Source organism: Mycobacterium sp. RTGN6 (genome assembly GCF_033804605.1).
Classification (GTDB): domain Bacteria; phylum Actinomycetota; class Actinomycetes; order Mycobacteriales; family Mycobacteriaceae; genus Mycobacterium.
Window position 1 is genome coordinate 390,620 of the sequence record NZ_JAPZKZ010000003.1, and the last position, 23,099, is coordinate 413,718.

Below are 23,099 nucleotides of genomic sequence, written 5' to 3' on the forward strand. Positions count from 1 at the left end.
GTGGCCGAGTCGTGGGCGTCGTCACCCGAGGCGCGAGCCCGCATGCAGTCCAACAAGAGCCGGGACACGAAGCCGGAGCTCGCGCTGCGGTCGGCGGTGCATGCGCTTGGGCTTCGCTATCGGGTGGGAGCCAAACCGCTTGCCGGGTTGCGTCGGACCGCTGACCTGGTGTTCCCGACGGTCAGGGTGGCGGTGTTCCTCGACGGTTGCTTCTGGCACGGCTGCCCGGAGCACCACACCGTCGCGGCGGCCAATGCGAAGTTCTGGGCCGACAAGGTCTCTGGCAATCGGACGCGGGATCGTGACACCGATGCCCGGCTGGAGGCGGCCGGGTGGGTGAGCGTGCGGGTCTGGGAGCACGAGGACCCGACCGATGCGGCCCTTCGCGTGGAGTCCGTCGTGCGGGCGCGGCGTAGTTAGCGCACAAGTCGGTGCCAAGAATCCGCCAAGTCTTCCGCCGCAACGTCATAGTGTCGACGTGGCGAGGGAGGTGACGGCGTGTTCTTTGCGGCACGTGAGTTCTCGGCGTTCGGCCCATCACACTTGACGGTGCTCGCGTTGTTCGTGGTCGGCGCCGTCGCGTTGGTCTGGCTCGGACGCCGCCAGACCGAATTGCAGGCCCAGCGTTTCAGCCGCGTCATGGCGGGCGTGCTGCTGGCGGTCTTCTGCGCCACCCTGATCTACAAGTTGCTCCATCCGACGATGGCCACCTCGATTCCGCTGCAGCTGTGCGACATCGCGGAAGTGACGGTGGTTTACGCGCTGTGGTCGCAACGACATTGGGCCTATGCGATCGCGTACTACTGGGGCCTCGTGCTCAGCTCGCAGGCGTTGCTCACACCCGACGTCGACGGGCCCGACTTCCCCGACCGTTCGTTCCTCTCGTTCTTCACGTTGCACCTACTCGTCGTCTGGTCCGCCATCTACCTCACGTGGGGGCGCGGGATGCGGCCGCGGTGGAGCAGCTACCGCTTCGCCGTCGTCACGATCCTGATCTGGGCGGCCTTCACGTTCACCTTCAACGTCATCGCGGGCACCAACTACGGCTATCTCAACCGGAAACCCCCCATCGCCTCGGTGCTCGACTTCTTGGGGCCGTGGCCGGTGTACCTGTTCGCCGAGATCGCGCTGGTCGCGATCGTCTGGGCGTTGATGACCTGGCCGTGGGAGCGGACCCGACGACGTGCGGACGAAGGGCCAGAGGCGGATCTGATCGTCCCGTGAGCAGCGCCCCCACCCGTCGAGACTGCTGACAGATCGCTCGCGGGGCCGAAATCGCGATCTCACCGCAGTTTCGGCGAGGTGTTGCGGACCCAACGGTTAGGGCAGCACCGTCTTCATCAACATCACGTTGTACGCCGACCACAGCGACAGGTTGTAGTACAACTCCTTGCCCGTCGACCACGGGTGCAGGTACGGCGCGTAGACGCCGCCCGGAATCTGCATCGACGGCACGAGCAGTTGCTCGGGACTCCACGGTCCTTGCGGGGTCGGCGCCGTCCTCATCACGATGTCGTTGGCACCGTTGCCGTACAGCGCCAGGTACTGCTTGAGGTAGGTGTTGTACTGGGCCGACATCTCGCTGACGGGTCCCGGGATGACCGGCGTTGCGGCCGCTGGATTGGCCGGCACCCAGGCTTGGTTGTCGCCGTTCCAGTACTCGTACTTGGACAGGTCGGGCACGAAGTTGGGGGCCACGCGCGCCACGTACGCCGAACCGCCGCGTCCGTTGGGTGTCCCGTACGTGTAGAGGTACTGGTCGCCGGGCCCGGGCTTGAGGAACGCCCCCATCTGGAAGTTCTCGTTGCCCCCAGAGGGTGGGCGGATGGTCCCGGGGTAGACGCCCCAGGTCTCACCGTTGTCTTGCGACACCGCGATTGCCGAGAAATTCGTCGACCACGAGCCCGGGCTGTTCCAGTCCCTGATCGACATGAAGTTGAGGTATTGGTTTCGCCCCACGGCGACGCCTGCCGTCGGGATGATGCCGGTCTCGTCCGGCGCTTGCCCGATGCTGTTGATGATCTGCTTGGAGATGCCCGGTCGCCACACCGGTGAGCCCGAATACTTGTTGCCGACCACGCCATCTGGCACGGCGACCGTCTTGGACAGTGCCCCGTCCTGGCTGCGCATCAATGCGTTGTAGCGCCATTGCTTGCCGGGGATGCCGCAGAAGCCGTTGGTGTCGCCGAACGCCATCAGCACCTGATGGTTCGCGGGATCGCCGTTGTCCCACATGATTCCGAGGTCGGTACCGGTGATGGCGAAGCGTTGGATGGTTTGGTTCGGGCTGTCGGGCCCGGTGACCCATCCGACGATCGCCGTCCCTGGCGGGTTGTTGGGCACCGGCGCGGGGGCCGCTTCCGGGACGGCGGCCGGAGCTTGTTGCGCCGCGGGGGTCGGCTGGGGCACCACTGCCGCCTGCTGTCGCACCGGCGCGGATTTCACCGGAGCCGGAGTGAGCGCCTTGAGCAGCGCGGGCAACAGCCCCAGTTTGGGTAGCGGCGATGCGTCGTTGGCGCCGACGGGCTTGTGGCCGATCGGCCGGTTGAACGGCGCGAGCTTGGACGGACTGGGGATCTCGAAGGCTTGAGTGGCCGACGGCTGTGCCTGTGCGGCGGCGCCCTCGCAGGGCTCGGCGGTCGCTGACGGCGCGACGCCGATCGCCACGCAGAATCCGATCACGGTCGCCGAAGCCATCGACAACGTAGTGATTCGAGGACGCCGCGACATGTCACACCTCATCTAGGGGGCAAGACGTCACCGTGACGCCAGCAGTTGACTGATGTGACGATAGTGATCAGTGTGGCTGTTGTGATCAGTGATGCATCGCTTGGTATTCATCCGTGACCGTGTCGATACCCGGGGGTCCGGGACCCGGATCGGGTACGGGAGTTCAAGGCGTTGGCGAGTATTCGCTGAATGCTGCGGCTACCTTCAGACCACACAGGTCGAGAGGCCCCGGATGTCGGATGTATTCGTGTCGTATTCGCGGGACGACCGCGACATTGTCACGCGTGTCGTGGAGGCCCTGCGCGCCGCCGGTGAAAAGGTCTGGGTCGACCTCGACGACATCGTGCCGTCGGCGGTGTGGATGGACGAGATCAAGAACGCCATCGCCGCGGCGGATTCGATGGTGTTCTTCCTGACCCCGGACTCGGCACGCTCGGAAGTGTGCCGCATCGAGCTCGGCCATGCTCTCGAACTGTCGAAACGCATTGTCCCGGTGGTGATCCGAGAGGTGCAGACCGACGCGGTGCCTCCACCGCTACCGGACATCAACTGGCACTTCATCCAGCCGGAGACCTTCGACGCCGACGTCACCCACCTGGTCGAGGTACTCAACACCGACATCGCACGGATACACCTGCACACCCGTCTGCTGGTCAGGGCGAACGAATGGATGGTTCGCAACGAGCATCCCAGCCTGTTGTTGCGTGGCGTGCAGCTCGACGAGGCCGAGCAGTGGTTGGCCGGCCAGGGTGACCAAAAACCCACCACCACTCCGGACCAGGGCCGTTTCATCGCCGCCAGCCGGCGCGCCGTAAACCGCCGCCAACGCGTGTCGATCTCGGCGGCGGTCGCGATCACCGTCGTCATGGCACTCGTGACCACCCTGGCGGTCATCTTCTGGCGCAATGCAGCGGTGCAGCGCGATGAGGCCACCACGCAACGGAATGCGGCGCTGTCACGGGAGCTCGCCGCGTACTCGCGCGACACCCTGGCCGCCGACCCACAGCTTGCCCTGATCCTTGCGTTGCGCGCCTACGACAGCTCACCGACCACGGCGGCGCAAGACGCCGTGCGCGATGCCGTCCGCCAGTCGTCGGTGCGGGCGATCCTGCCAACCGACGTCACACCCCGTTCTAGTCGGACCATGGTGGACCCGATGGCCGAAGACCCCCCGGAGTTGGGGGCCCTCACCGGCGCCAGCGGATTCGACCGTTCGGGCAATCATGTCCTCGTGTTCGGTGATCAGAGCCTGGTGGTCTGGAAGTGGACGCAACGCGGTGAGCACCCCGACATCGTCACGCTGCCCGTCGACGAAAACCTCGGCCGGATCTGGTCGGCGGAGTTCAGTCGCGACGGTCACGTGGTGTTCACCGTCGACAAGAGCGACACCACAACGATATTCGAGTGGAACCCGGCCAGCGGAACCACGATGCGCCCGCTTACGACGTTCGAACTGTCCCGGGACGGCAGCGGCGGCCTGGTGAGATTGAGCCCCGACGCAGCGTGGGCGCTCGCACCCAACAGACCCCGCGACGGCAGCTTCACCCTCAAGTCATTGCAGAATCCGGACGCACCACCGAAGGTCCTCGACGCGGGGCCATCCACTTCGTTCTCCAAGTTCAGCCCCGACGGCAGCCTCGTCGCCATCCAGAGGCTCGATACCGTGGCGGTGTATCGCACCGCCGACCTGAATCTGGCGACGTCGTACCCAGTCAGTGCGAAGACGTCCGTGGTGGACATGGCATTTCGACCGGACAATCGCGTACTGGCGATCGCCCACGGCGCGGAGATCGAGATCGTCGACCTCACCGCGCCCGGTCGTCCGACACTGACCAAGACACTGCGGATGAACGCGCCACCCGGAATGCCGTCGACCTACAACAACGTTGAGGTGTTGGCGTGGAGCCCGGACGGCTATGCCCTCGCGGCCGGCGCAGCCGGCAATTCGATTCGCATCTTCGCCGGCGACGCCAATGAGGCCGTGTACCTCAACGGGGACGCGAACGCCGTCGGAGGCCTGTCCTTCAGTCACGACGGCCAATTCCTGCTCAGCGCCGGCTCACGCGTCGAGGTGTGGGATTGGGCGGCGCCTCAGACATTCAACTTCAACGCGAACGGCCAGCCGTCGCCACCAGTGTTCAGCCCGGACGGCACGACCGTCGCCGTAACCGGCCCAGGCGGTGACGTGACCCTGCGCAATGTCCGTCCGCCGGGCACACGAACACTTGGAGTCGGTATTCCGTTGGCGTTCAGTACGGACGGCCATCTGCTCGCGGTCGAGGAGGCCGCTGCGGTCTCGGTATGGGACATCACCCTTTCGAAGAAGGTGGCCAGCCTGCCCGTCGACAATCCCAATTATGAGCTTGACGGCACGTATCCCTTCCTCGTCGCGCGGTTCAACGATACGGACGACCTGCTGGCGGTGATGCGCAGAAGTTCGGGCCGTGGCCAGGCGTGGCGCTGGCCGTGGCGTTCGGGTGAACCACCAGCCACCTTGTCCGATTTCGGCGAGGATCAGGGCGTCCAGGCGATCGTCGGCTGGAAACCCGACGGTCAGATCGACCTCATCGCCGATAGCCGCCTTTACACGTGGGACGGCTCGCGGCCACCCACGTTGGTGGCGACCGCGTCTGCGAAGTTCTGGGATGTGATGCGCTCGACGTTCCTGAAACCGACCACCGTGTTGCTCTCCTACGAGCAGGCAACCAAACAGTGGGACACCGCATCAGGATCCGTCACACGGGTACTGCCCGACTACGGATCGAACGAGTTCGCAATCTCCGGAGACCGACAGCTCATTGCGATCGCGGACTGGGACGGATTCGTAAACATGTGGGATTTCGAGGCGACGTCGCCCGTCTATGTCGGGAGGTATGGGGTCGCTCCCAACGTCGCACTCAACGGTGACGGCTCGCAGCTCGCCGTCACGGACGACTCCGGAACCCATTTGGTGCCGACGGCCTTCGCGGGCCGGTTCTCCGACGTGCTCGCGCGGGCGCGCACCCTTGTCGTCCGATCGTTGACCAGTGACGAGCAACGACGCTACCTGGCGTCATGACAGGCGTCATGACAGAGGGTCGAGCAGCCGGTCCAGGTCGTTCTCGTACCGTTCCGCAAGACTGGATGCCGTGACCAACGGCTTCGACGACACCCTGCGCCTGCACGATCCCGAGTACCGCGGATTCGCGAGCGACAACTACGCGGGGATCCACCCCGAGGTGCTCGCCGCCCTCGCGGCGGCCAATGAGGGACACCAGGTCGCCTACGGCGAGGACGTCTACACGGCCCGGCTGCGCGAGGTGATGGCCGAGCACTTCGGCGCGGGCGTCGAGGTGTTCCCCGTCTTCAACGGCACCGGAGCCAACGTGCTTAGCCTGCAGTCGATGCTGCCGCGCTGGGGTGCGGTGATCTGCACGCAGACCGCGCACATCCACACCGACGAGAACGCCGCCCCAGAGCGCGTCGCGGGGCTGAAACTGCTCACCGTTGCGACGCCGGACGGCAAGCTCACCCCGGAGCTCATCGACCGCGAGGCCTGGGGCTGGGGCGACGAACACCGCGCTCAACCGCTCGCGGTGTCGATCACGCAGACCACCGAGCTCGGCACCGCGTACACCGTCGCCGAGGTGCGGGCCATCGCTGAGCACGCGCACGAGCGCGGCATGACGCTGCACATGGACGGGGCGAGGCTCTCGAACGCGGCGGCTCACCTTGGGGTGGGCTTCCGCGACTTCACCACCGATGCCGGCGTCGACGTGCTGTCGTTCGGCGGAACCAAGAACGGCCTGATCTTCGGCGAGGCCGTCGTGGTGCTGAACCCCGCGGCCTGTGAGGGCCTGACGTACCTACGCAAGCTCAACATGCAGCTGGCGAGCAAGATGCGATTCGTCTCCGCTCAGCTGATCGCGATCCTGACCGACGAGCTCTACCTGCGTTCCGCGCGCCACGCGAACGCGATGGCCACCCGGTTGCGCGACGCGGTGGAGGGCTTGCCCGGCTTGACGATCACGCAGCAGACGCAGTCGAACGCCGTCTTCGCGATCCTTCCACCGGGCGTCGCCGATCGGCTGCGCGAAGGTTTCCGGTTCTACGACTGGGACCCGGCCACGGGCGAGGTGCGGTGGATGTGCGCGTTCGACACGACTGAGGCCGACGTCGACGCGTTCGCCGCGGCGCTGCGTGAGGAACTCGCCGCGGACCGGTTCCCAGGCTGAGCGCCTACCCACTCGGGAACTCAGTATCGCCGGCGATACTGAGTTCTGGGAGAGGGGGCGACCGCTCGGCGCCGTGGCTCGGAGTCACGCGGGCCCTACTTCAACCGCACCAGCCGCGTCGTCGAACTCTCGTCGAGCTCGACGACGTCCGACCGGGAGCGCAGGAAGTCGCTAAACGACTTGAACCCCAACGCCTTCTCGCTGAACGACGGGTCCATGCGCTTCATCTGAGCCTTCACCTGCGAGTTGTGCAGCCAGTCGGCGTCGTCCTTCTCCAACCCGATCTGCAGCGCGCGCTGAAGCAATGCGGTCGCAGCGGGTTGCGGATCGGGGGCCTCGGGCTCTTCGGGTGGTCCGGCCGCCCTCGAACCACGGCGAGTCCCACGCTTCGGCGCGGCCTTCTCCTCGGGGGCAGGATCCGGCTCGAACACCGGAACGCCAGGCAAGGAGTCGTAGATGACGAAGTCGTCGCACGCCGATGCCAACGCCCGGCTCGACGCGCCTGCTACGCCGATCCCCACCACGTACCGGCCAAGTCGCTTGCACCGCTGCGCCAACGCGATGTAGTCCGAGTCGCCCGCGACGACCACCACGTGGGTCAGGTCGGGCAGCCGGAACATGTCCTCGACGGCGTCGACCGCCAGCCGAATGTCGGCGCCGTTCTTGCCGTACGCCGCCGCCGGGAACAGCTGCACCAGGTCGACGGCGCGCGCCACCAGCTGACCGCGGTAGTCGGCGTTCACGTCGGCGGACCAGTCGGCGTAGGCGCGGGTGAGCACCAGCGTCCCGAACGACGACGCGAAGTCGATGATCGCCCCCACGTCGACCGTCGCGCGCTTGAGCTTCTCGGCCTCCAGCCCGCCGGCCTTGTCCTTCTGGAACGAATTGCGCCCGTTCACCTGGTCGTACCGCGAAATCACGATGTTGTCGAAGTCGAGGTAGACCGCGACGCGGGTGGCGCCGGACTCCGTCATCGCTTCAGTCTGGTCCATCGCGGCCGACCGCAACCACGGGATGGCCCGCATTTCGGTTGTTTTCGTCTGTCACCTGCCCACTCGGAGGACCATCGCCTCCAAGCACGTGAGCGTGATACCGCCCTTCGCCCTCGGAGGCGGGTGCATTCTGGCCGTCGGCACGTTGATCGTTTTGGTGCGCCGTCGACGGAGGCCTTCCGCCCCTGCGGAGTCGACGCAGATGGAGCCGTACTCCGGTCCGTAGTCAGGCCCGTCGAGTGTGCAGATTCATACGCGACTCGCCGGTGGGGGCGTATCGGCTCGCACACTCGATGCACGAATCCAGCAGCAGTTGTCGCTACGAGGCGGGCAACTCGAGAAGTCTTTCTCGAGCGTGCAAGTGGGTCAAGCCCGTCGCAGTGACTCCAGGATCTTCAGCGTCGGTTTGTCTACGACGTCGGCGTACTCCGGGTGCTTCTCGACGTACGCGACGACGGCCGGACACACCGGCACGATGCGCAAGCCCTCGGCCTTGGTCTCCGCCAACGCCTCGCCGATGACGATGGTCGCCAGGCCGCGTCCTTCGAATGCCTCGTCCACTGCCGTGTGTGGAAAGACCCGCTGCTCGCCCCGGTCGACGAACTCGGTGAGCCCCACCGACTTTCCCTCGACGGCGACGGTGAACCGATCGGCCTCCTTGCGCACCGTCGCGGGCGCGCCGGTCTTGTCCGTCAGAGCCATGCGTTCAGCCTGCCACGGCTGGCTACGATCGAGCAGGCCCTACCGCGGAAGGCGGCGCATGCCCACCGAACACGTCCACATCGATACCCAGACGCCTTCGACCTACAAGGCGCTCATCGGCGTGTCCACGGCTGTCGCCACTGCCGCCAAGGAGGCCGGCCTGCCTCGTACCCTCGTCGAACTCGTCAACGTTCGCGTCTCCCAGCTCAATGGCTGCCCCACGTGCCTCGAGACCCACCACCGTCGCGCCGTCGCCGCGGGCGTGACCGACAAGCAGCTCGCCACGCTGTCGGTCTGGCGTGACACCGAACTGTTCGACGAGCGCGAGCGAGCCGCGCTGCGGTTGGCCGAGCTCACCACGACGCTGCCCGACCACGACACCGCCGAACGCGAATATGCCCGCGCCCGAGCGACATTCACCGACGACGAGCTCTCCGCGGTCATCTGGGTGGCGATCGCCATCAACTCGTTCAATCGGGTGTCGATCCTGAGTCGGCACCAAGTCAGGCCCTGAGCCCAGCGTCAGTGCTCCTACGCGGTTGTGGCGATGCCGCCGTCGACGGGGATCACGGCGCCCGTTAGGTATGCGCCTGCCCGGCTGGCGAGGAACACGGCGACACCCGCCATGTCGTCGTCGCGGCCGATCCGGCGTAATGGGGCCGACGCCGCGATCGCCTCGCCGAACTCATCGAGGGTTGCAGCCATCATCGTCGACGGGAACGGTCCCGGCGCCACCGCGTTCACCGTGATGTGCTGCGGGCCGAGCTCTTTGGCGAGCACTCGGGTGAGTTGTTGCAGCGCAGCCTTGCTGCTGGAGTACGAGTAGTTGGGCCGCGCAGGGATGTGGATGGCGGCGATGCTGCCGATGTTGATGATCCGTGCCGGATCGTCGGCGGTGCCAGCGCTGCGAAGTGCCGGCAGCAGCGCCTGCACCAGCCAAAACGGCGATTTCAGGTTGAGGTCGACGACCGTGTCCCAGGCTTCGTCTGGGAACGTCTCCAGCGGCTCGTCCCACATGGCGCCCGCGTTGTTGACGAGGATGTCGAGACGCTCCGAGTCGGCGGTGACGAGGTCGGACAGTCGCCGACACTCGTCGTGGCGGGACAGGTCGGCGGGGATGGCCCGCACCTCACCGAATTTGGACAGCTGTTCCTGCGCCTGAGCGCACGCTTCTGCGGTGCGTGAGCTGATGACCACGCGGACGCCCGCCTGGAGAAAGCCACGCGCGATCATCATCCCGATGCCTCTGGTGCCACCGGTGACGAGCGCACGCTTTCCACTCAGATCGAAAAGTTCTGCATGCGTTGTGAATTGGTTGTCTACCACTTGCCGCCTTTCTCGTTGGTCGTGCGGGATGACGCCCACCAAGTTGCCCTCCGCGTCCCAAGCCACCTGGCCGGCAATGTGGATTTGCCTGCTCCCCGTCGCGACGGCGACGTGGTGTTACAGCGGGACCTGGACGTGGCCGTCCGGATTGATCAGAGAGATAGGGGTATGGCAAGTCCAACCGGAGCGGAACGGGATTATTCCGCTGCAGCTCACACCGCGAGCGCACCCGGCCGCGCCGAGTCGCTGCGCAGTGTCGTCGTTGCGATGTCGACGAAGTCGAGCAGTCGCCGCGCTCGCCTGTTCTTGGGTATGGCGAGGCACGTCTCGACGGGAACGGCGTCCCTGATCGGCACGTTGACGAGGTCGGGGCGCGAGTATGACGTGGCAACAGTCCGTGGAACGAGCGCGATGGCGTGCCCGGCAGCGATGAGCTCGAACTTCTCCTCGACCGAGGACGTTCGCCGCGTTTGTGCGTCGAGGATCTGCTCTCCGTCGAGGTCCGCCATCTTGATGGTTCGGCGGCGGGCGAGCGGGTGCGTCACGGGCAGGCAGGCGACCTTGCCTTCGTGACCGATGGGGACGGTGCGCAGTCCGGTGTCGTTGAAGGGACGGCGCAGGTATCCGACGTCGGCCCGCCCGTCGCGCAGCGGCGCGTCCTGCTCCCACCAGCGCAGTGCGAGCAACTCGAGCTCGACCGCGGGGTGCTTCGACGTGAACGCGCGAACCGCCTCCGACACGTGCAATCCGGGCGCGAACGCGACGACGAGCCGCTCGACTCCTCTGTCGACTTCGTGGACTCGCCGGACGGTGGAATCGACGCTCGCAAGCAATCCGGGCGCCTCCTCCTTCAGTTGCTCACCCGCCGGCGTCAGCTGCACGTTGCGCGTCGTGCGGACGAATAGTGCACACCCGAGCGCGCGTTCGAGCGCGCGGATCTGTCTGCTGAGCACCGGCTGCGCGATGTAGAGCTGCTCGGCGGCGCGACCGAAGTGCCGGTGCTCCGCGACCGCGACGAAGTACCGCAGTTTGCGCAGATCGAGATCCATACCTCGACGGTATCAATTCGCTGCGAGAGGTATTGGACGTCTGGCTGTTTCCACGGGGAGGGTGGAGCCATGATCGTGATCACCACTCCCACGGGCGACATCGGCAGCCAGGTCCTACGCATCCTGCTCGAAGGGTCTCATGGCGAGGAACTGCGCGTCATCGTGCGCGACCCCGCCAAACTCTCCGACTCCACCCGCGACCGCGTCGACGTCGTGACCGGCTCACACGGTGACGCCGACGTCGTCGACCGGGCGTTCGCGGGCGCGGACGCCGTGTTCTGGCTCGTCCCGCCCGACCGTCAGGCGGCGAACCTCGAGATTGCGTTCTCCGGGTTCACCCGTGCCGCCGCTCAGGCATTCACCGCGCACGGCGTCGGGCACGTGGTCGGTGTCTCGGCGCTCGGCCGTGGCACTTCAGTCGCCGACCGCGCCGGACTCGTCACGGCGTCGCTGGCCGTGGACGACCTCATCGCGAGCACGGGCGTGGCCTACCGAGCACTCGCGAACCCGTCGTTCATGGAAAACACACTGCGCCAAGTGGACTCGATCCGCGACGGCGTATTCACCGATACCGTCGCCGCCGACCGGAAGGCGCCGTCGGCGGCCACCCGCGACATCGCCGCGGCCGCGGCCAGTCTGCTGCTGGACCGATCGTGGAGCGGGACGGGCAGCGTTGCGGTGCTTGGCCCCGAGCACATTTCGGCGACCGACATGGCGCGCATCATGTCCGAGGTGCTGGACCGTCCGGTGCGCTACGCACGGCAGTCACTCGACGATCTCGGCGCCACGCTGACCGGCTACGGCGTCGGCGCGGCCTTCGTCGAGGGCATGGTCGAGATGATGCGGGCCAAGGACGAGGGTCTCGACGACGGCGTGCCCCGCACTCCGAAGACCGCAAGCCCCACGACCTTTCGGCAGTGGTGCGACGAGGTGCTCAAACCAGCCGTGCTCGCCGGCGCCACCACAGGGCACTAGCCCTGCTGGATGGTGTTGTCGATGCCCGACCGGTCGATCACGGGCGTGCCCGTGTGGTAGGTGACGACGTTGTCGATCCCCGACGCCTCGATCGTGTCCGCGCTGTCGAGCGTGACCTGATTCTTCTGGCCGGACACCGTGACCTTCGCACAATGCCCGGTGAACGTGACCGTGTTCTGGATGCCGGACACCGTCACTTCGTCGTTGTTGCACGCGATGGTCTGGTTCCTGCCGATGCCGCTGACCGTGGTCGGAGTCGGCGGCGGCGGAGGGGGTGCAACCGACGTCGACGGCGCACTCGGGGTGGTGGACGAGGCGGTACTGGATGGCCGCGTCGTCGATGGCCGAGCCTCGCTAGTGGACGGCTCGGGCTCGCGACTGGGTGCCGTCGTTCCCGTCGCGCGGGTGGAGGTCGTGGGTGTCGAATCGCTCGAAACAAGCTGCACCAAGCCAAAAACGCCGGCTCCGAGCAGCACTAGGACAAGCAGGGCCACCGGGATGAGCACGGCTGGTCGCAGCAGCCCGGGTCCCGTCGGCGGAGGCTGTTCCCAGGCCGGAGGTTGATCCCAATAAGGGGCGGTTGGGTCGGGCGGCCCGGTCACGGGAGGCGGCGCGGCGAAGGTGGCGGGAGGGGGCGTGAAATTAGCGGGCGGCGGCGCGAAGTTGGCCGGAGGCGGGGCGTAGGCAGGGGGCAGCTGAGGCTTGGGCGCCGGGACGGTAGCGGGGCTGGCTTGGCCAACGAGCGCATCGGCGAAGTCGCGGCACAGGGCGTATCGGCCGTCGGGGTTCTTGGCCATCCCCCTGGCGAGTACGGGATCGAGGTACCCGAGCTCCGGCCGAGACTGACCCAGCGGTGGCGGCGGCACGCTGAGGTGCCCGCTGATGACCACTGCTGGATTCGAGTGCTGGAACGGCGGATTGCCGGTAAGCAGGTGGAAAGCCGTTGCCGCAAGGGCATATTGGTCGGCGCGGCCGTCGAGTTTTTTGCCCATCAGCTGCTCAGGTGCGGCATACGCCACCGAGCCGACCGTCGTGTTGGTCGCCGTCAGGCCACTGACGTCATCCGTCCTGCGTGCGACGCCGAAGTCGGCCAGCAAGATGCGGCGGCGGTTCGGGTTGGAGTCGTCCACCAGGATGTTGGCGGGTTTGACGTCGCGATGCAGCAAGTGGCGGGCGTGGGCATAGTCGAGCGCATCCGCCACGGCGGTGACGATCTCGTTGACCTCCCGCTCGGGCATGCCCTGCGGGAAGCGTTCGCGCAGAAGCTGCGACGCGTCGACGCCGTCGACGTAATCCATGGCGATCCACAGCCGACCTTCGAATTCACCGCGATCGTGCACGCCGACGATGTGTGGATGCGAGAGCTCGGCGGCGAGCTCGGCCTCGCGACCGAATCGGCGACGAAAGTCGTCGTCATCGGTAAGCGACGGCGACAGGGTCTTGAGCGCGTAAAGCCGCGGCAAGCGGGGATGGCGGACGAGGTATACCTCGCCCATGCCTCCGGCCCCCAACTTCCGCTGAACCTCATACCCAGCGAAGACATCACCGCTGGTCAACGACATGCGCGGAGTCTACATTCCGGCCGTTCCGCTGATGGGGTGTAGGTGGGGATCGATCCTGAGCGGGCATCAGGTCAAGCCGTAGGACATGCTCACGGCGTCTGCGTGATGTCCTGCGTGACGTTTCCGGGGTGCAGTGGGTTGACCGGCGTCAACGTGTGCGAGGGAAGGCGGCCAGGCGTGTACGGCTTCGGATCCGACGCAGTGTGGCACTCGGCAAAGCCCTTGCCGTTGTCGGAGTAGACCCCGCCAGTTCGCTCGCAGCACTCGCGATACGCATCGACTTCGTTGCCCTGAGCGATGTTCCCATCGGCGATCGCGTCTTGAACTCCCTGCATGCAGCGGTCGTAAGCGCCGATGTTCCACTCCGGGGCGGCAGTGGAGGCGGCGGGAAATGTGATCGCGGTGGTGGCCCCGATGACGATCGCGGCAGCCGCGCAGCGGGTCCGAGTATTCGGAATCATGGTGTGCTCCTTCAGGTCGAGGCGTCCCGGATGGACTGCCCGTGTCGTTAGGAGCACTCAGCCCGCGCAGGCGGGACACATTTTCTGCTGGCGCCGTGCTCAGCCTCACTAGGTGGGCGTCGTCGGAGGCCGCCGCACGCGAGGCGCTCACCGGCGCACTCGACGACGGCGACGCCGACGTCCGGGCCTACACCAAGCAGCCGCTGGCGAACTAGCGCTCGGAAGCGACTCAGACGGCCGACGCCTCGCCGAGTGTGCGGTCATGGCGGAGAAACGGCCGAACTTCCGCCCTGTGCGCACACTCGGCGTGGCGGTCGATCCATACCTGTGACGTAGCTCACAGGAGGCGTACGCTTGGGGTAGCTCTACGAAGGGAGCTGCAGATGAAGGGCGCGCATCGCGATCCCGTGGATCACTCCCGCACGACGCAACCGCATGCGGGTGAATCGTTCATCGACACGTTGTGGCTACCTGGCCTGATCCTGATCATGATCGGCACGGTCATGATCGCTGCCTTCGTCGCATCGACGGCGTATGGCCGGACCGACCTCTCCATGGGGTTGGGCCTCATCGCCGGAGCGCTGGTGACGGCGGGGGTGATTCTGATCGCACTCGAACACCACCGCGTGAAGCGGGTCGAGCAGAGGTGGAAGTCCGAGCACCCGGACCGCACCGACCTACCCGCGGCCTGACCCGCTCAGTCCGTCGCCTCGCGCAGCCGCAGCGCCAAGCCCGTCGCGCGCACCGCCCGGCGCTCGATCGCCGCGCGCACCTCGTCGGCCGAGCCGACGACGCGCACCTTCTCCTTCGCCCGCGTCACCGCCGTGTACAACAGCTCGCGCGTCAGCAGCCGTGAGTCCACCGGCGGCATCAGCACCGTCACCTCGGTGGCCTGTGAGCCCTGGCTCTTGTGGATCGTCATCGCGTGCATGGTCTCGAGGTCTGGGAGCCGACTGGTCGCAAACGCCCGCGGCTCACCGGCACTGGCGATCACGGCCCGCAGCCCGTCCTCCCCGACCACCGCCACACCGGTATCGCCGTTGTACAGGCCCAACCCGTAGTCGTTCGCCGTCACGAGCACTGGCCGCCCCGCATACCAGTCCGACCAGATCGGCTCACCCGTCGACTCGGTGAGCCATCGCTCGACCTGGCGATTCCAGTGCTGGACGCCGTGCGGTCCGTGCCGGTGCGCGCACAGCAGTCGTTGCTCGTCAAGCGTCGCCAACGCCGCACGGGCATCACCGAACACGGCGGCCCGGCGCAGCGCAAGCGCCTGCGGCAGAAGCACTTTGCGCAGTGAAGTCGACGGGTCCTCGTCGTCGATCCACTCGATGTGATCGCCGCCCGACCGCAGCACCTCGAGGGCCGCTTCGGCCTCGCCTGCACGGATCGCCGACGCCAACGCGCCGATCGACTCGCCGAATCGATGCGACGTCTGCAGGGCCACCACCGGTGAACCCTTGTCTGCGCCAAGGCCGTCCACCAGGTCGGCCAGCACCGCGCCGGCATCGACCGAGGCCAGCTGGTCTGGGTCGCCGACCAGAAGCAGGCGGGACTGCGGGCGCACCGCCTCCAACAGTCGGGCCATCATGGTCAAGGACACCATCGACGTCTCGTCGACGACGATGACGTCGTGGGGCAGTCGGTTGCCCCGATGGTGGCGGAAGCGCGACGAACTGTCCGGACGGCTGCCAAGCAGGCGATGCAGCGTGGTTGCCTGCAGCCCGGAGAGCCGCCGCTGGTCGATGAGTTCCAGCTCGTCGATCTCCAGTTGCACGGCGTCCTGAAGCCGCGCCGCTGCCTTTCCCGTTGGCGCCGCAAGGGCGATGCGCAGCCGCGACGCCGGCCCCGCCTGACCGGCGAACAGCGCCAGCAGTCGCGCGACGGTGGTCGTCTTGCCGGTCCCTGGTCCACCAGTGAGCACCGTGACCCGTTGCGACACTGCAATTTTCGCAGCTCCGCGCTGCTCCTCGTAACCGGTCGGGAAGAGGCGCGAGATGTCCGCCTCCGAGTCAACTGTGTCGACGGCACCACGCGACACCATCGCCCGCAGGTCGGCAGCGACCTGCACCTCCTCCCGCCAGTACCGGTCGAGGTAGAGCAAGTGCTCCTGTCGACGCAGGACGTGCGGAGCCTCGAGCAGCGGACTGGCCCACACCGCCTCCAGCCAGCCGTCTATCGCGGGCCAGGGCAGGTCGGCGACGTCGACCTGAGCCTCGACCGACCGCAGCTCCAGGCAGACCGACCCGGCGCGCAACGCCCGCACCACAAGGGCGACGGCCAGCATGACCCGTTCGTCGGTCTCCTTTGCCATCCCGCCGAGCCGCTGTGCGACAAGAACATCGGCCGAGTCGATGACCAGGGCCTCGTTGAACGCCGCCAACAGCCCCGAGGCTCCGACGGCCCTGCGCCAGCCCGCGGTATCGATTGGCTCGACCGAGGTCACGCCGCCGCCCTCCCCGTATCGAGCAGTTCGGACATGGCAACGATCAGCGACGCCGGCGGCTGCCAATCGAAGACACCCGCGGGATGGCCGTCGATGACCGGAGTATCCGCCCCGCACATGCCGCGCACGAACAGGTAGAGCACTCCGCCCAGGTGGCGGCCGGGCTCGTAACCTGGCTGCCGCCAACGCAAGAAGCGATGCAGCACCACGCTGTACAACAGCGCCTGCAGTGGGTAGTCCGAGTGCAGCATCGCCTCGACCAGTCGGGCGTGCTCGTAGTCGGCCGACGACAGCGCTCCGTCGGCGTCGCCGAGCCAGTTCGACTTGTAGTCGACCACCACGTAGCGGTGCCCGTCACCGTCGGGAATGCGCAGCACTGCGTCGATCGATCCGTTCAAGTACCCGCGCAGTGGCTGGTTGCCCAACGGGTCACTCGTCAGGCGCTCGGCATAGGAGGCGAGTGGATCGTCGCCCGACAGGTGCTCGGCCACCAACCGTCCGACGTCGCGCAGGTGGAGCTGTGGTCCGGTGGCCCCCAGATCGCCTCCGGCCAAGGGGAATTCGAAGTCCAACTCCCGCAGCCGGTCTCGCAGACCGATCTGGCGCAGCGTCAAATCTGCGGCGAGCGGGCCGAGCGGCGTGTCGTGCATCGGCACCAGCGCTGCCGCCAGGTCCGGCGCGGGCACGTCGACGGGCCACCAGACCGAGTGCTCGCGCACCTGTGCCTCCAATTCGGCGGCCAGCTCCGCCGCGAACGGGTCAGCGGTCTCCAGTACGGCGTGCACCAGCGTGCCGAACTTCGCGCCCTTCGGGAGCTCGGCCATCGGCGACGGCACGTGCGGTCCGGTGGTCGACGGCTGCAGCAGCGGGAGGTCACCGACTTCGTCGTCCAGCGCGACGACCTCTGGCTCACTACTCACTCCCGGCGTCTCGGCCACGCGGATGAGACCCGAGTACGAGGTGCGCCGCCAGGTGGTGTCGATGGAGCGGTGAAAGTGCCTGGCGTCAAGGCCTTTCGGAACCGGCCCGGCGGATGGCGATGGCGCATGCGTCAGCACCGACTGCTCTAGCACCGGTCCCCCTGCGGTCTCCCACTTCCGCAGCCGCGCTAGCGCGTCGTCGTCGTTGATCTTGCTGGGCACACACCTGTTGGGCACGACGGATTCGCCAGGCTGCCGACCCCGCAGCAGCCGGGACAGCCCGCCGTTGGGCTCGTCGCGCGCCGGTGACCACCACGCCACCACCTGGGCCTGCGCCCGGGTCAAGGCGACGTAGGTCAGCCGGCTGTCGTCGCCGGCGGACTCCGCGCGGCCGAGCTTCTCGACCTCGCGGTAGTCGGGGCTCTCCTTGCCGCCGATGTGCAGGCAGCGGGTGGGGCCGTCGTGGAACAGGATCAGGTCGGGTTCCGGCACCCAGCGATTGAACGCGAACGGCAGGTACACGATCGGGTACTGCAGGCCCTTGCTCACCCACACCGTCATGATCTGCACCGCCGCGGCGTCACTGTCCAGTCGGCGATTCCGCTCGCCTGTCCCGCCGCGGTCGTCACGCTCGGCGCGCAACCAGTCGCGCAGCGCGGGCAGCGTGTAGTGCTCGCGGTGCGCGACGTCCTGCAGCAGCTGCGTCAGGTGGGCCAGGTCGGTCATGTGTCGTTCGCCGTCGCGCCACGACAGCACGCGTTCGAGCATCCCCCGCAGTTGCGCGGCTTCGAAGATGGCCGCGACACCGCGTTCGCGTGCGTGGCCGGCCCACTCCCGCAACGTCTCCGCGATCTCGTCGGTCAGCGCGTCGCCGCCCTGCGCCAGGTCCTCCGCGGACTTGCCGAAGAACATCGTCGCCGCGGCGGCGCGCACCACCCCGGCCCGGTGCGGCTGGTCGAACGCCTCCAGCAGGGACAACCAGTCGTCGGCGGCCTCGGAGGCGAAGATGTCCGAGTCGCCGGTGTAGACCGATGCGATGCCGGCCCTGCTCAGCGCAAGCTGACACACCCGCGCGTCGCGGTGCGTCTCGACGATCACCGCGACGTGGCCCGCCCGCACCGGGTCCCCGCAGAACGTCGCGTCGCTGGCGAGCAGCGCGCCGATGTCGTTCGCCAGGTCCTTGCCGATGTGCTGGCGGATGTCGCCGATCGGGATGTTCTGAATGCCGCGGAGGCCAAACGTTTCCCGCTGCACGACGCGCAACCGAAACGGTGCGTCGTGCGGAGCGCCCACCAGTCGAGCACCCTGGTTCGCCGCCTCGACGTCATGGACGACGATCGCCGGGTCGCCGAGTTCGGCGCCGCGCAGGACGGCCTGTAGCGAGTCGACCAGGACGCTGTCGCTGCGCCAGTTGGTACCCAGCGTCTTCTTGGCGCCCGCGGTCTCCGCAGCACTCAGATAGGTGACGATGTCACCGCCGCGGAAGGCGTAGATGGCCTGCTTCGGATCGCCGATCAGGATCACCGTCGACCGACCGCTGAACGCCCGGTCGATCACCCGCCATTGCACGGGATCGGTGTCCTGGAACTCGTCGACCATCACGATGGGCCAGCGCTGGTGCATCCGCAGGCGAGCGGGGGAGTCCTCGGCGTCGAGCGCCTCCGCCAGCCGCGTCAGCAGGTCGTCGTACCCCAGGATGCCGAGTCGGCGCTTGCGCGTTTCCAGTTCGGCGAGCACGTGATTGGCGAAGCTGACGCACACCGCGGCCCGCGAGTCGGGTGGCGGGTCGAGCGGGCGAAGCTCCGTCGCGGGATTGCCGACCACCTCGCGCGCCAGCTTGAGCGCGTCGGGATACGTCAGTGCCGGATCGTCGCGCTGCTGGCCGAATTGCGCGAGGTACAGGTCGTCGACCACTTCGGTCACCAGGTCGGTCAGGCTCTCCACCAGTGTGACGCGGGAGTCGGAGTCACCGGCCACGCCGAGGGACTTCAGCACGAGCTGGCAGAACTGGTGGGTGGTGGCGATGGTCGCGGAGTCGAAGCCGGCCAACGCGTCGCGTAGCCGTTGTTTCCGATCCGCGCGGTCTTGGGCGCTGCCCTCCAGCAGGTAGGCCACCAACTGGTTGTCGCCGGCGAGCGTCGGGTCGTCGAAAGCCGCTGCCGCGTGGGTGATCTGACGGCGGACTCGATCGCGCAACTCCTGGCTGGCCGCGCGCCCGAACGTGATGAGCAGCATCTGGTCGAGCGTCGCGGCCCCCTCGGCCACGTAGCGCGTCACCAGCCCGGCGAGCGCGAACGTCTTGCCGGTGCCCGCGCTGGCCTCCAGCACGGTGGTGGAGGCCATGTCGGGTAGCGGACCCCGAAGGTCGAAACGGTCCATCAGAGCGCCACTTCCGCTCGCAGCATCGGCAGCCAGAGTCGGGCCGAGTAGGCCCCCAGCCGGTGGGTCTCGCCATCGACCTCCTCGCCCGTGCGGAGCGGTTGCATCAGCTCCTTCAGCCACGCGTTCGATCCCCACGCCCGCACCTGCGCCGGATCCTGGTCCTCGCCCGGGTAATTCCCGGACTTCCACTTGAAGGACGCTTCCCGTTCCGGCTCGCCACCTTCGTGGCGGGCACTCGCCCAGGCGTATGACGTCTTGATGGGCAGGGGCAACGGCTCCCGTCGTCCTGCGTCGTAGATCGCCACCAGATCTTGCAAGAGCTCGACGGCCGGCTCTTGCGGCGCGCCGAGCCCCTTCTCGAGTGGGGTACTTCCGCGCCTCGGCCGCCCGATGCAGATGGCCGACCAGTCCCGCTCCGGGTGGTGAGCGAACAACGCCAGCAACGGAATCCACGACGCGAGCAGATGCTTGCCGTCGAGCTTGGAGTAGGTGACCGAGACCAACCGGTCGTTGAACACCGGCGACACCGTGCCCGTCAGCCGCCGTCCGGCACCCAGGTCGACGTCGACGTCGTAGGCATCCGCGTCGGGCTTGCGGTACCCAAGCGCCGTCGCGGCGAGCAGGGTGGACTGCTCGCGCAGTTCGCCCGCCTTGCGCCAGCCCAGCTGACCGGGTGGCAGCGTGCCGCGGCGCCACTCGGCCTGCCGCGCATCGTCGGGTGTCATGCCGCGCAGCATGTCGCCAAGCATCCGGTCACCGACAGCCCACTGTTCCAGGGCGTCGATGTCGACGGAGATCTCGTCTTCGACGCCGTCGACGTCCCACGGCAGCGTGTACTCGAGCGCGCGGAAGAAACCCTTGACCGGATCCTTGAAGAAGCCGATCAGCTCGGTGAGCGCGACGTCCTCGTTGGGCTGTGCGGGCAGGGGCCCCGAGATGAACTTGGGCTGCTCGGACCGCTCGCGGGTGCTGGCGCGGGCCGCCTTGAGGACCGTGTCGTCGAACGTGAACGGCACGTCCGGCACCAGTTCGCCGGGAATGACGTTGCGGATGTCAAACGGCTGCAACGGATGATGTACGACGATGCGCTGTCGGACGCTTTCCGGTGTCGTTGCCTCGAGGGCGTCGAGCAACTCGGCCAACGGCACCGCAGGCGGACGAGCCTGACCGGAGTGCGCGTTCGCGCCTGTGTAGGTGATCACCAGTGTCTCGGTGGCCGCCCCGACAGCGTCAAGAAGTAGTTGTCGGTCCTCGGAGCGGCTGTCGCGCTCGCCGGTGACGGGGTTGCGTGCGAGCACGTCGTCCCCGTCGGTGACCCCCTGACGCGGGAATACCCCGTCGTCGAGGCCGACCAGGCACACCACCCGGTGCGGGACCGACCGCATCGGCACCATCGTGCACACCGTCAGCGTGCCGGTGCGGAAGTTCGCGCGCGTCGGCCGTCCCGCAAGGTGACGATCGAGCAGCGCCTTGACGTCGGGCAGGCGCATTACCGTCCCGGACCGCGCGCCTGCGTCACTGAGCACCTGACCGAACTCGCGCTGCAACTGACTGGTCTGCCATGCATCGGCGTCGTTGACGCGCGTCAGCATCGCGATGCCGTCGGTCAGGGCGTGCAACCAGTCGTCGAGCGGGTGATCGCCGGTGAGCGCGTCGACGGTCCGCTCCAACCGGTCGACGAACTCGCCGAGCTGACCGGCCAGTTCGACACGATTGCTGCCGACGTCGTCGAGCGGCAACGTTGACCCGATCCAGGCGTGCGCGTCGTCGGACATGGCGACGCCTGCGAGGATCCGGTCGATGCCGAAACGCCATGTGTTGTGGACGAAGTCGACCCCATAGGGCTGGCGGTGTTCCTGGTCGAACCCCCAACGGACGTTCGCCTGGCGGACCCAGCGCGTGACGTCCTCGAGGTTGTCGTCGGTGAACCCGAAGCGGGCGCGCACCGGAGCGGTCTGCGCGAGGTTGAGCACCTCGCTGGCAGTCACCCGGCTGCCGGCAAGGGCGAGCAGTTGCGACGCGACGCCCAGCAGCGGATTGGTTTGGACGAGTGAGCGATCCGCGAGTCGCATCCGCAACCGGTGCGCCGGATGCGCGCCGCGCAGCACGTCGCCCAGCCCGAAGTCGGCATTGATCAGCGGTGCGTAGGAGTCGACGTCCGGGCACATCACCAGGATGTCGCGCGGCTCCAACGTGGGGTCGTCGTCGAGCAGGCCCAGCAGCACCTCGCGCAGCACATCCACTTGTCGAGCCTGGCCGTGACACGCATGGACTTGGACGGACCGGTCGCCTTTGGCAAGTGTGCGGCCCTGTGGCCGAACGGCATTCGCGGCGATATCGGACTGCAACCAACCCAGCAGCGTTTCCGGGTGCTCGCGGCCACCGAGGTACTCGTCGGTGCGCAGCTCCGTGGGCAAGATGAGCTGCAATTCGCGAAGATCCCTGCCGAGGGTGGCGAGCAGAGGATGGTGAACGGCGCGGTGGCTGGTGTCGTCACGGCGGGCGATGGGACCGCGCACACCCGCTAGTGCGCGCCACAGCTCATCGCTGGGATGCGGCAGCCACAGGTGTACGTCGTGATGCGTCCCAAGGGCGTCGATCAGTTCGAGCTCGGTGATGGGCAACCGGGTGTGGCCAAACAGAGACAGTCGCGGCGGCAGATCCATCGACGATTCCCGAAGGTGGGAAACAGTTTTCAGATGACGAACGTGCGGCGCGTCGGCATCGACGCGCTCGACGAGGGCTTGCCAGAGCGGAGGTTGCCAGTCGAGATCGCCGTCGAGATCGGCGCTGCCGTCACGCCAGGCGGCGAGCAACTGCGGGCGCTGCCTGGCATAGGACGCGAACAGCCCCGCGATCCGACGCGCCACGGCGTAGCGGCGCCCCTGCCGCAGCTCCTTCTCCTCACCGCCGACGAAGTGGCCGAGGTGGCTGGCTAGGGGCTTGCACCAGGTTTCGTCGAGGTTCTCGTCGATGACCTCGAGCAGTGGCCACACCATCGCATCCGGTGCCCAAGGGTCGTCGTCGCTGGTGCCCGTGAGCTCTGCAATCAGTGAGTGCGGGTTTCTGAATTCGACGCCCGCGCAGACTCCGTCGCCTCCGCCGCCGCGACCGAGCACGTGGGAAAGCCTTTGCGACAACCATCGCTCGACGCCGCGCGCGGGCACGAGTACCAGCTCCGTGGCGAACGGGTCGGGTAGCGGATCGGCCAGTAGCTCGCCAAGGCCGGCGGCGAGTACGTCGGTGCTATCCGCACGGTGAAGGTGAAGGCCCATCGAGGCCAGCCTAGAACTCGACTCCGACGCAAACCCAGGAACGTCGTACTCCTGTGCCAAGGTGA

17 protein-coding genes are annotated in these 23,099 nt (G+C 67.4%); 7 read left to right on the forward strand and 10 right to left on the reverse strand.

From position 1 onward, the window contains the following. Both SLQ33_RS09935 and SLQ33_RS09940 read left to right on the forward strand, forming a co-directional pair. Entirely contained in the window at positions 1–420 is a 420-nt protein-coding gene (locus tag SLQ33_RS09935) for a very short patch repair endonuclease (RefSeq protein ID WP_319453649.1), read from the forward strand. Between the two features lie 78 nt (positions 421–498). Further along, positions 499–1,224, forward strand: coding sequence for a TIGR02206 family membrane protein (locus tag SLQ33_RS09940; protein WP_319453650.1), 726 nt, complete (start codon positions 499–501; stop codon positions 1,222–1,224). Positions 1,225–1,320: 96 nt separating this feature from the next. On the opposite strand, the gene SLQ33_RS09945 is transcribed toward SLQ33_RS09940, so the two are convergent. Continuing rightward, positions 1,321–2,730, reverse strand: coding sequence for a DUF4185 domain-containing protein (locus SLQ33_RS09945; protein ID WP_319453651.1), 1,410 nt, complete (start codon positions 2,728–2,730; stop codon positions 1,321–1,323). A 247-nt stretch (positions 2,731–2,977) separates the two neighbouring features. Here SLQ33_RS09945 and SLQ33_RS09950 point away from each other — a divergent pair, with 247 nt between their 5' ends. Both SLQ33_RS09950 and SLQ33_RS09955 read left to right on the forward strand, forming a co-directional pair. Continuing rightward, positions 2,978–5,788: a toll/interleukin-1 receptor domain-containing protein gene (locus SLQ33_RS09950; protein WP_319453652.1), complete on the forward strand. Its 2,811-nt coding sequence runs from the start codon at positions 2,978–2,980 to the stop codon at positions 5,786–5,788. A gap of 70 nt (positions 5,789–5,858) precedes the next feature. Next, complete coding sequence (locus SLQ33_RS09955; protein ID WP_319453653.1) at positions 5,859–6,944, forward strand: low specificity L-threonine aldolase; 1,086 nt, start codon at positions 5,859–5,861, stop codon at positions 6,942–6,944. Positions 6,945–7,039: 95 nt separating this feature from the next. Here the strand turns inward: SLQ33_RS09955 and SLQ33_RS09960 are convergent, their stop codons facing one another. Continuing rightward, a complete protein-coding gene (locus SLQ33_RS09960; RefSeq protein ID WP_319453654.1) occupies positions 7,040–7,918 on the reverse strand; it encodes an NYN domain-containing protein in 879 nt (292 codons plus the stop codon). A 384-nt stretch (positions 7,919–8,302) separates the two neighbouring features. Further along, positions 8,303–8,638, reverse strand: coding sequence for a GNAT family N-acetyltransferase (locus SLQ33_RS09965; RefSeq protein ID WP_319453655.1), 336 nt, complete (start codon positions 8,636–8,638; stop codon positions 8,303–8,305). Between the two features lie 58 nt (positions 8,639–8,696). Here SLQ33_RS09965 and SLQ33_RS09970 point away from each other — a divergent pair, with 58 nt between their 5' ends. Next, positions 8,697–9,152, forward strand: coding sequence for a carboxymuconolactone decarboxylase family protein (locus SLQ33_RS09970; protein ID WP_319453656.1), 456 nt, complete (start codon positions 8,697–8,699; stop codon positions 9,150–9,152). 17 nt (positions 9,153–9,169) lie between these two features. On the opposite strand, the gene SLQ33_RS09975 is transcribed toward SLQ33_RS09970, so the two are convergent. After that, complete coding sequence (locus SLQ33_RS09975) at positions 9,170–9,964, reverse strand: SDR family oxidoreductase (protein ID WP_319453657.1); 795 nt, start codon at positions 9,962–9,964, stop codon at positions 9,170–9,172. Positions 9,965–10,176: 212 nt separating this feature from the next. Then, a complete protein-coding gene (locus tag SLQ33_RS09980; RefSeq protein WP_319453658.1) occupies positions 10,177–11,013 on the reverse strand; it encodes a LysR family transcriptional regulator in 837 nt (278 codons plus the stop codon). Positions 11,014–11,082: 69 nt separating this feature from the next. Here SLQ33_RS09980 and SLQ33_RS09985 point away from each other — a divergent pair, with 69 nt between their 5' ends. Next, positions 11,083–11,988 (forward strand): NAD(P)H-binding protein, encoded by a 906-nt coding sequence (locus tag SLQ33_RS09985; protein ID WP_319453659.1) that lies wholly within the window; start codon positions 11,083–11,085, stop codon positions 11,986–11,988. Here SLQ33_RS09985 and SLQ33_RS09990 read toward each other — a convergent pair. Together SLQ33_RS09990 and SLQ33_RS09995 are read right to left on the reverse strand one after the other, a co-directional pair. Then, positions 11,985–13,550: a protein kinase domain-containing protein gene (locus SLQ33_RS09990; protein ID WP_319453660.1), complete on the reverse strand. Its 1,566-nt coding sequence runs from the start codon at positions 13,548–13,550 to the stop codon at positions 11,985–11,987. The genes SLQ33_RS09985 and SLQ33_RS09990 overlap by 4 nt on opposite strands. Positions 13,551–13,639: 89 nt before the next feature. Beyond that, positions 13,640–14,011, reverse strand: coding sequence for a hypothetical protein (locus SLQ33_RS09995; RefSeq protein ID WP_319453661.1), 372 nt, complete (start codon positions 14,009–14,011; stop codon positions 13,640–13,642). Between the two features lie 383 nt (positions 14,012–14,394). Between SLQ33_RS09995 and usfY the strand changes: the two genes are divergently transcribed. Then, entirely contained in the window at positions 14,395–14,703 is a 309-nt protein-coding gene (gene usfY, locus SLQ33_RS10000; protein WP_319453662.1) for a protein UsfY, read from the forward strand. Between the two features lie 5 nt (positions 14,704–14,708). On the opposite strand, the gene recD is transcribed toward usfY, so the two are convergent. Genes recD through recC form a run of 3 tightly spaced genes read right to left on the reverse strand, consistent with a single transcriptional unit; the run spans position 14,709 to position 23,034 of the window. Continuing rightward, complete coding sequence (recD, locus tag SLQ33_RS10005; protein ID WP_319453663.1) at positions 14,709–16,457, reverse strand: exodeoxyribonuclease V subunit alpha; 1,749 nt, start codon at positions 16,455–16,457, stop codon at positions 14,709–14,711. Beyond that, positions 16,454–19,756, reverse strand: a complete 3,303-nt coding sequence (gene recB / locus SLQ33_RS10010; protein ID WP_319453664.1) for an exodeoxyribonuclease V subunit beta — start codon at positions 19,754–19,756, stop codon at positions 16,454–16,456. The genes recD and recB overlap by 4 nt, the downstream gene beginning before the upstream one ends. Continuing rightward, on the reverse strand, positions 19,756–23,034 hold the full coding sequence (gene recC / locus SLQ33_RS10015; protein ID WP_319453665.1) for an exodeoxyribonuclease V subunit gamma: 3,279 nt from the start codon (positions 23,032–23,034) through the stop codon (positions 19,756–19,758). The genes recB and recC overlap by 1 nt, the downstream gene beginning before the upstream one ends. Positions 23,035–23,099: the final 65 nt, after the last annotated feature.

Bases quoted from the DNA above. Each gene is read 5' to 3' on its own strand.
- SLQ33_RS09945 (WP_319453651.1), bottom strand. From the start codon at position 2,730: ATGTCGCGGCGTCCTCGAATCACTACGTTGTCGATGGCTTCGGCGACC.
- SLQ33_RS09960 (WP_319453654.1), bottom strand. From the start codon at position 7,918: ATGACGGAGTCCGGCGCCACCCGCGTCGCGGTCTACCTCGACTTCGAC.
- SLQ33_RS09965 (WP_319453655.1), bottom strand. From the start codon at position 8,638: ATGGCTCTGACGGACAAGACCGGCGCGCCCGCGACGGTGCGCAAGGAG.
- SLQ33_RS09970 (WP_319453656.1), top strand. From the start codon at position 8,697: ATGCCCACCGAACACGTCCACATCGATACCCAGACGCCTTCGACCTAC.
- SLQ33_RS09980 (WP_319453658.1), bottom strand. From the start codon at position 11,013: ATGGATCTCGATCTGCGCAAACTGCGGTACTTCGTCGCGGTCGCGGAG.
- SLQ33_RS09985 (WP_319453659.1), top strand. From the start codon at position 11,083: ATGATCGTGATCACCACTCCCACGGGCGACATCGGCAGCCAGGTCCTA.
- SLQ33_RS09990 (WP_319453660.1), bottom strand. From the start codon at position 13,550: ATGTCGTTGACCAGCGGTGATGTCTTCGCTGGGTATGAGGTTCAGCGG.
- SLQ33_RS09995 (WP_319453661.1), bottom strand. From the start codon at position 14,011: ATGATTCCGAATACTCGGACCCGCTGCGCGGCTGCCGCGATCGTCATC.
- usfY (WP_319453662.1), top strand. From the start codon at position 14,395: ATGAAGGGCGCGCATCGCGATCCCGTGGATCACTCCCGCACGACGCAA.
- recB (WP_319453664.1), bottom strand. From the start codon at position 19,756: ATGGACCGTTTCGACCTTCGGGGTCCGCTACCCGACATGGCCTCCACC.
- recC (WP_319453665.1), bottom strand. From the start codon at position 23,034: ATGGGCCTTCACCTTCACCGTGCGGATAGCACCGACGTACTCGCCGCC.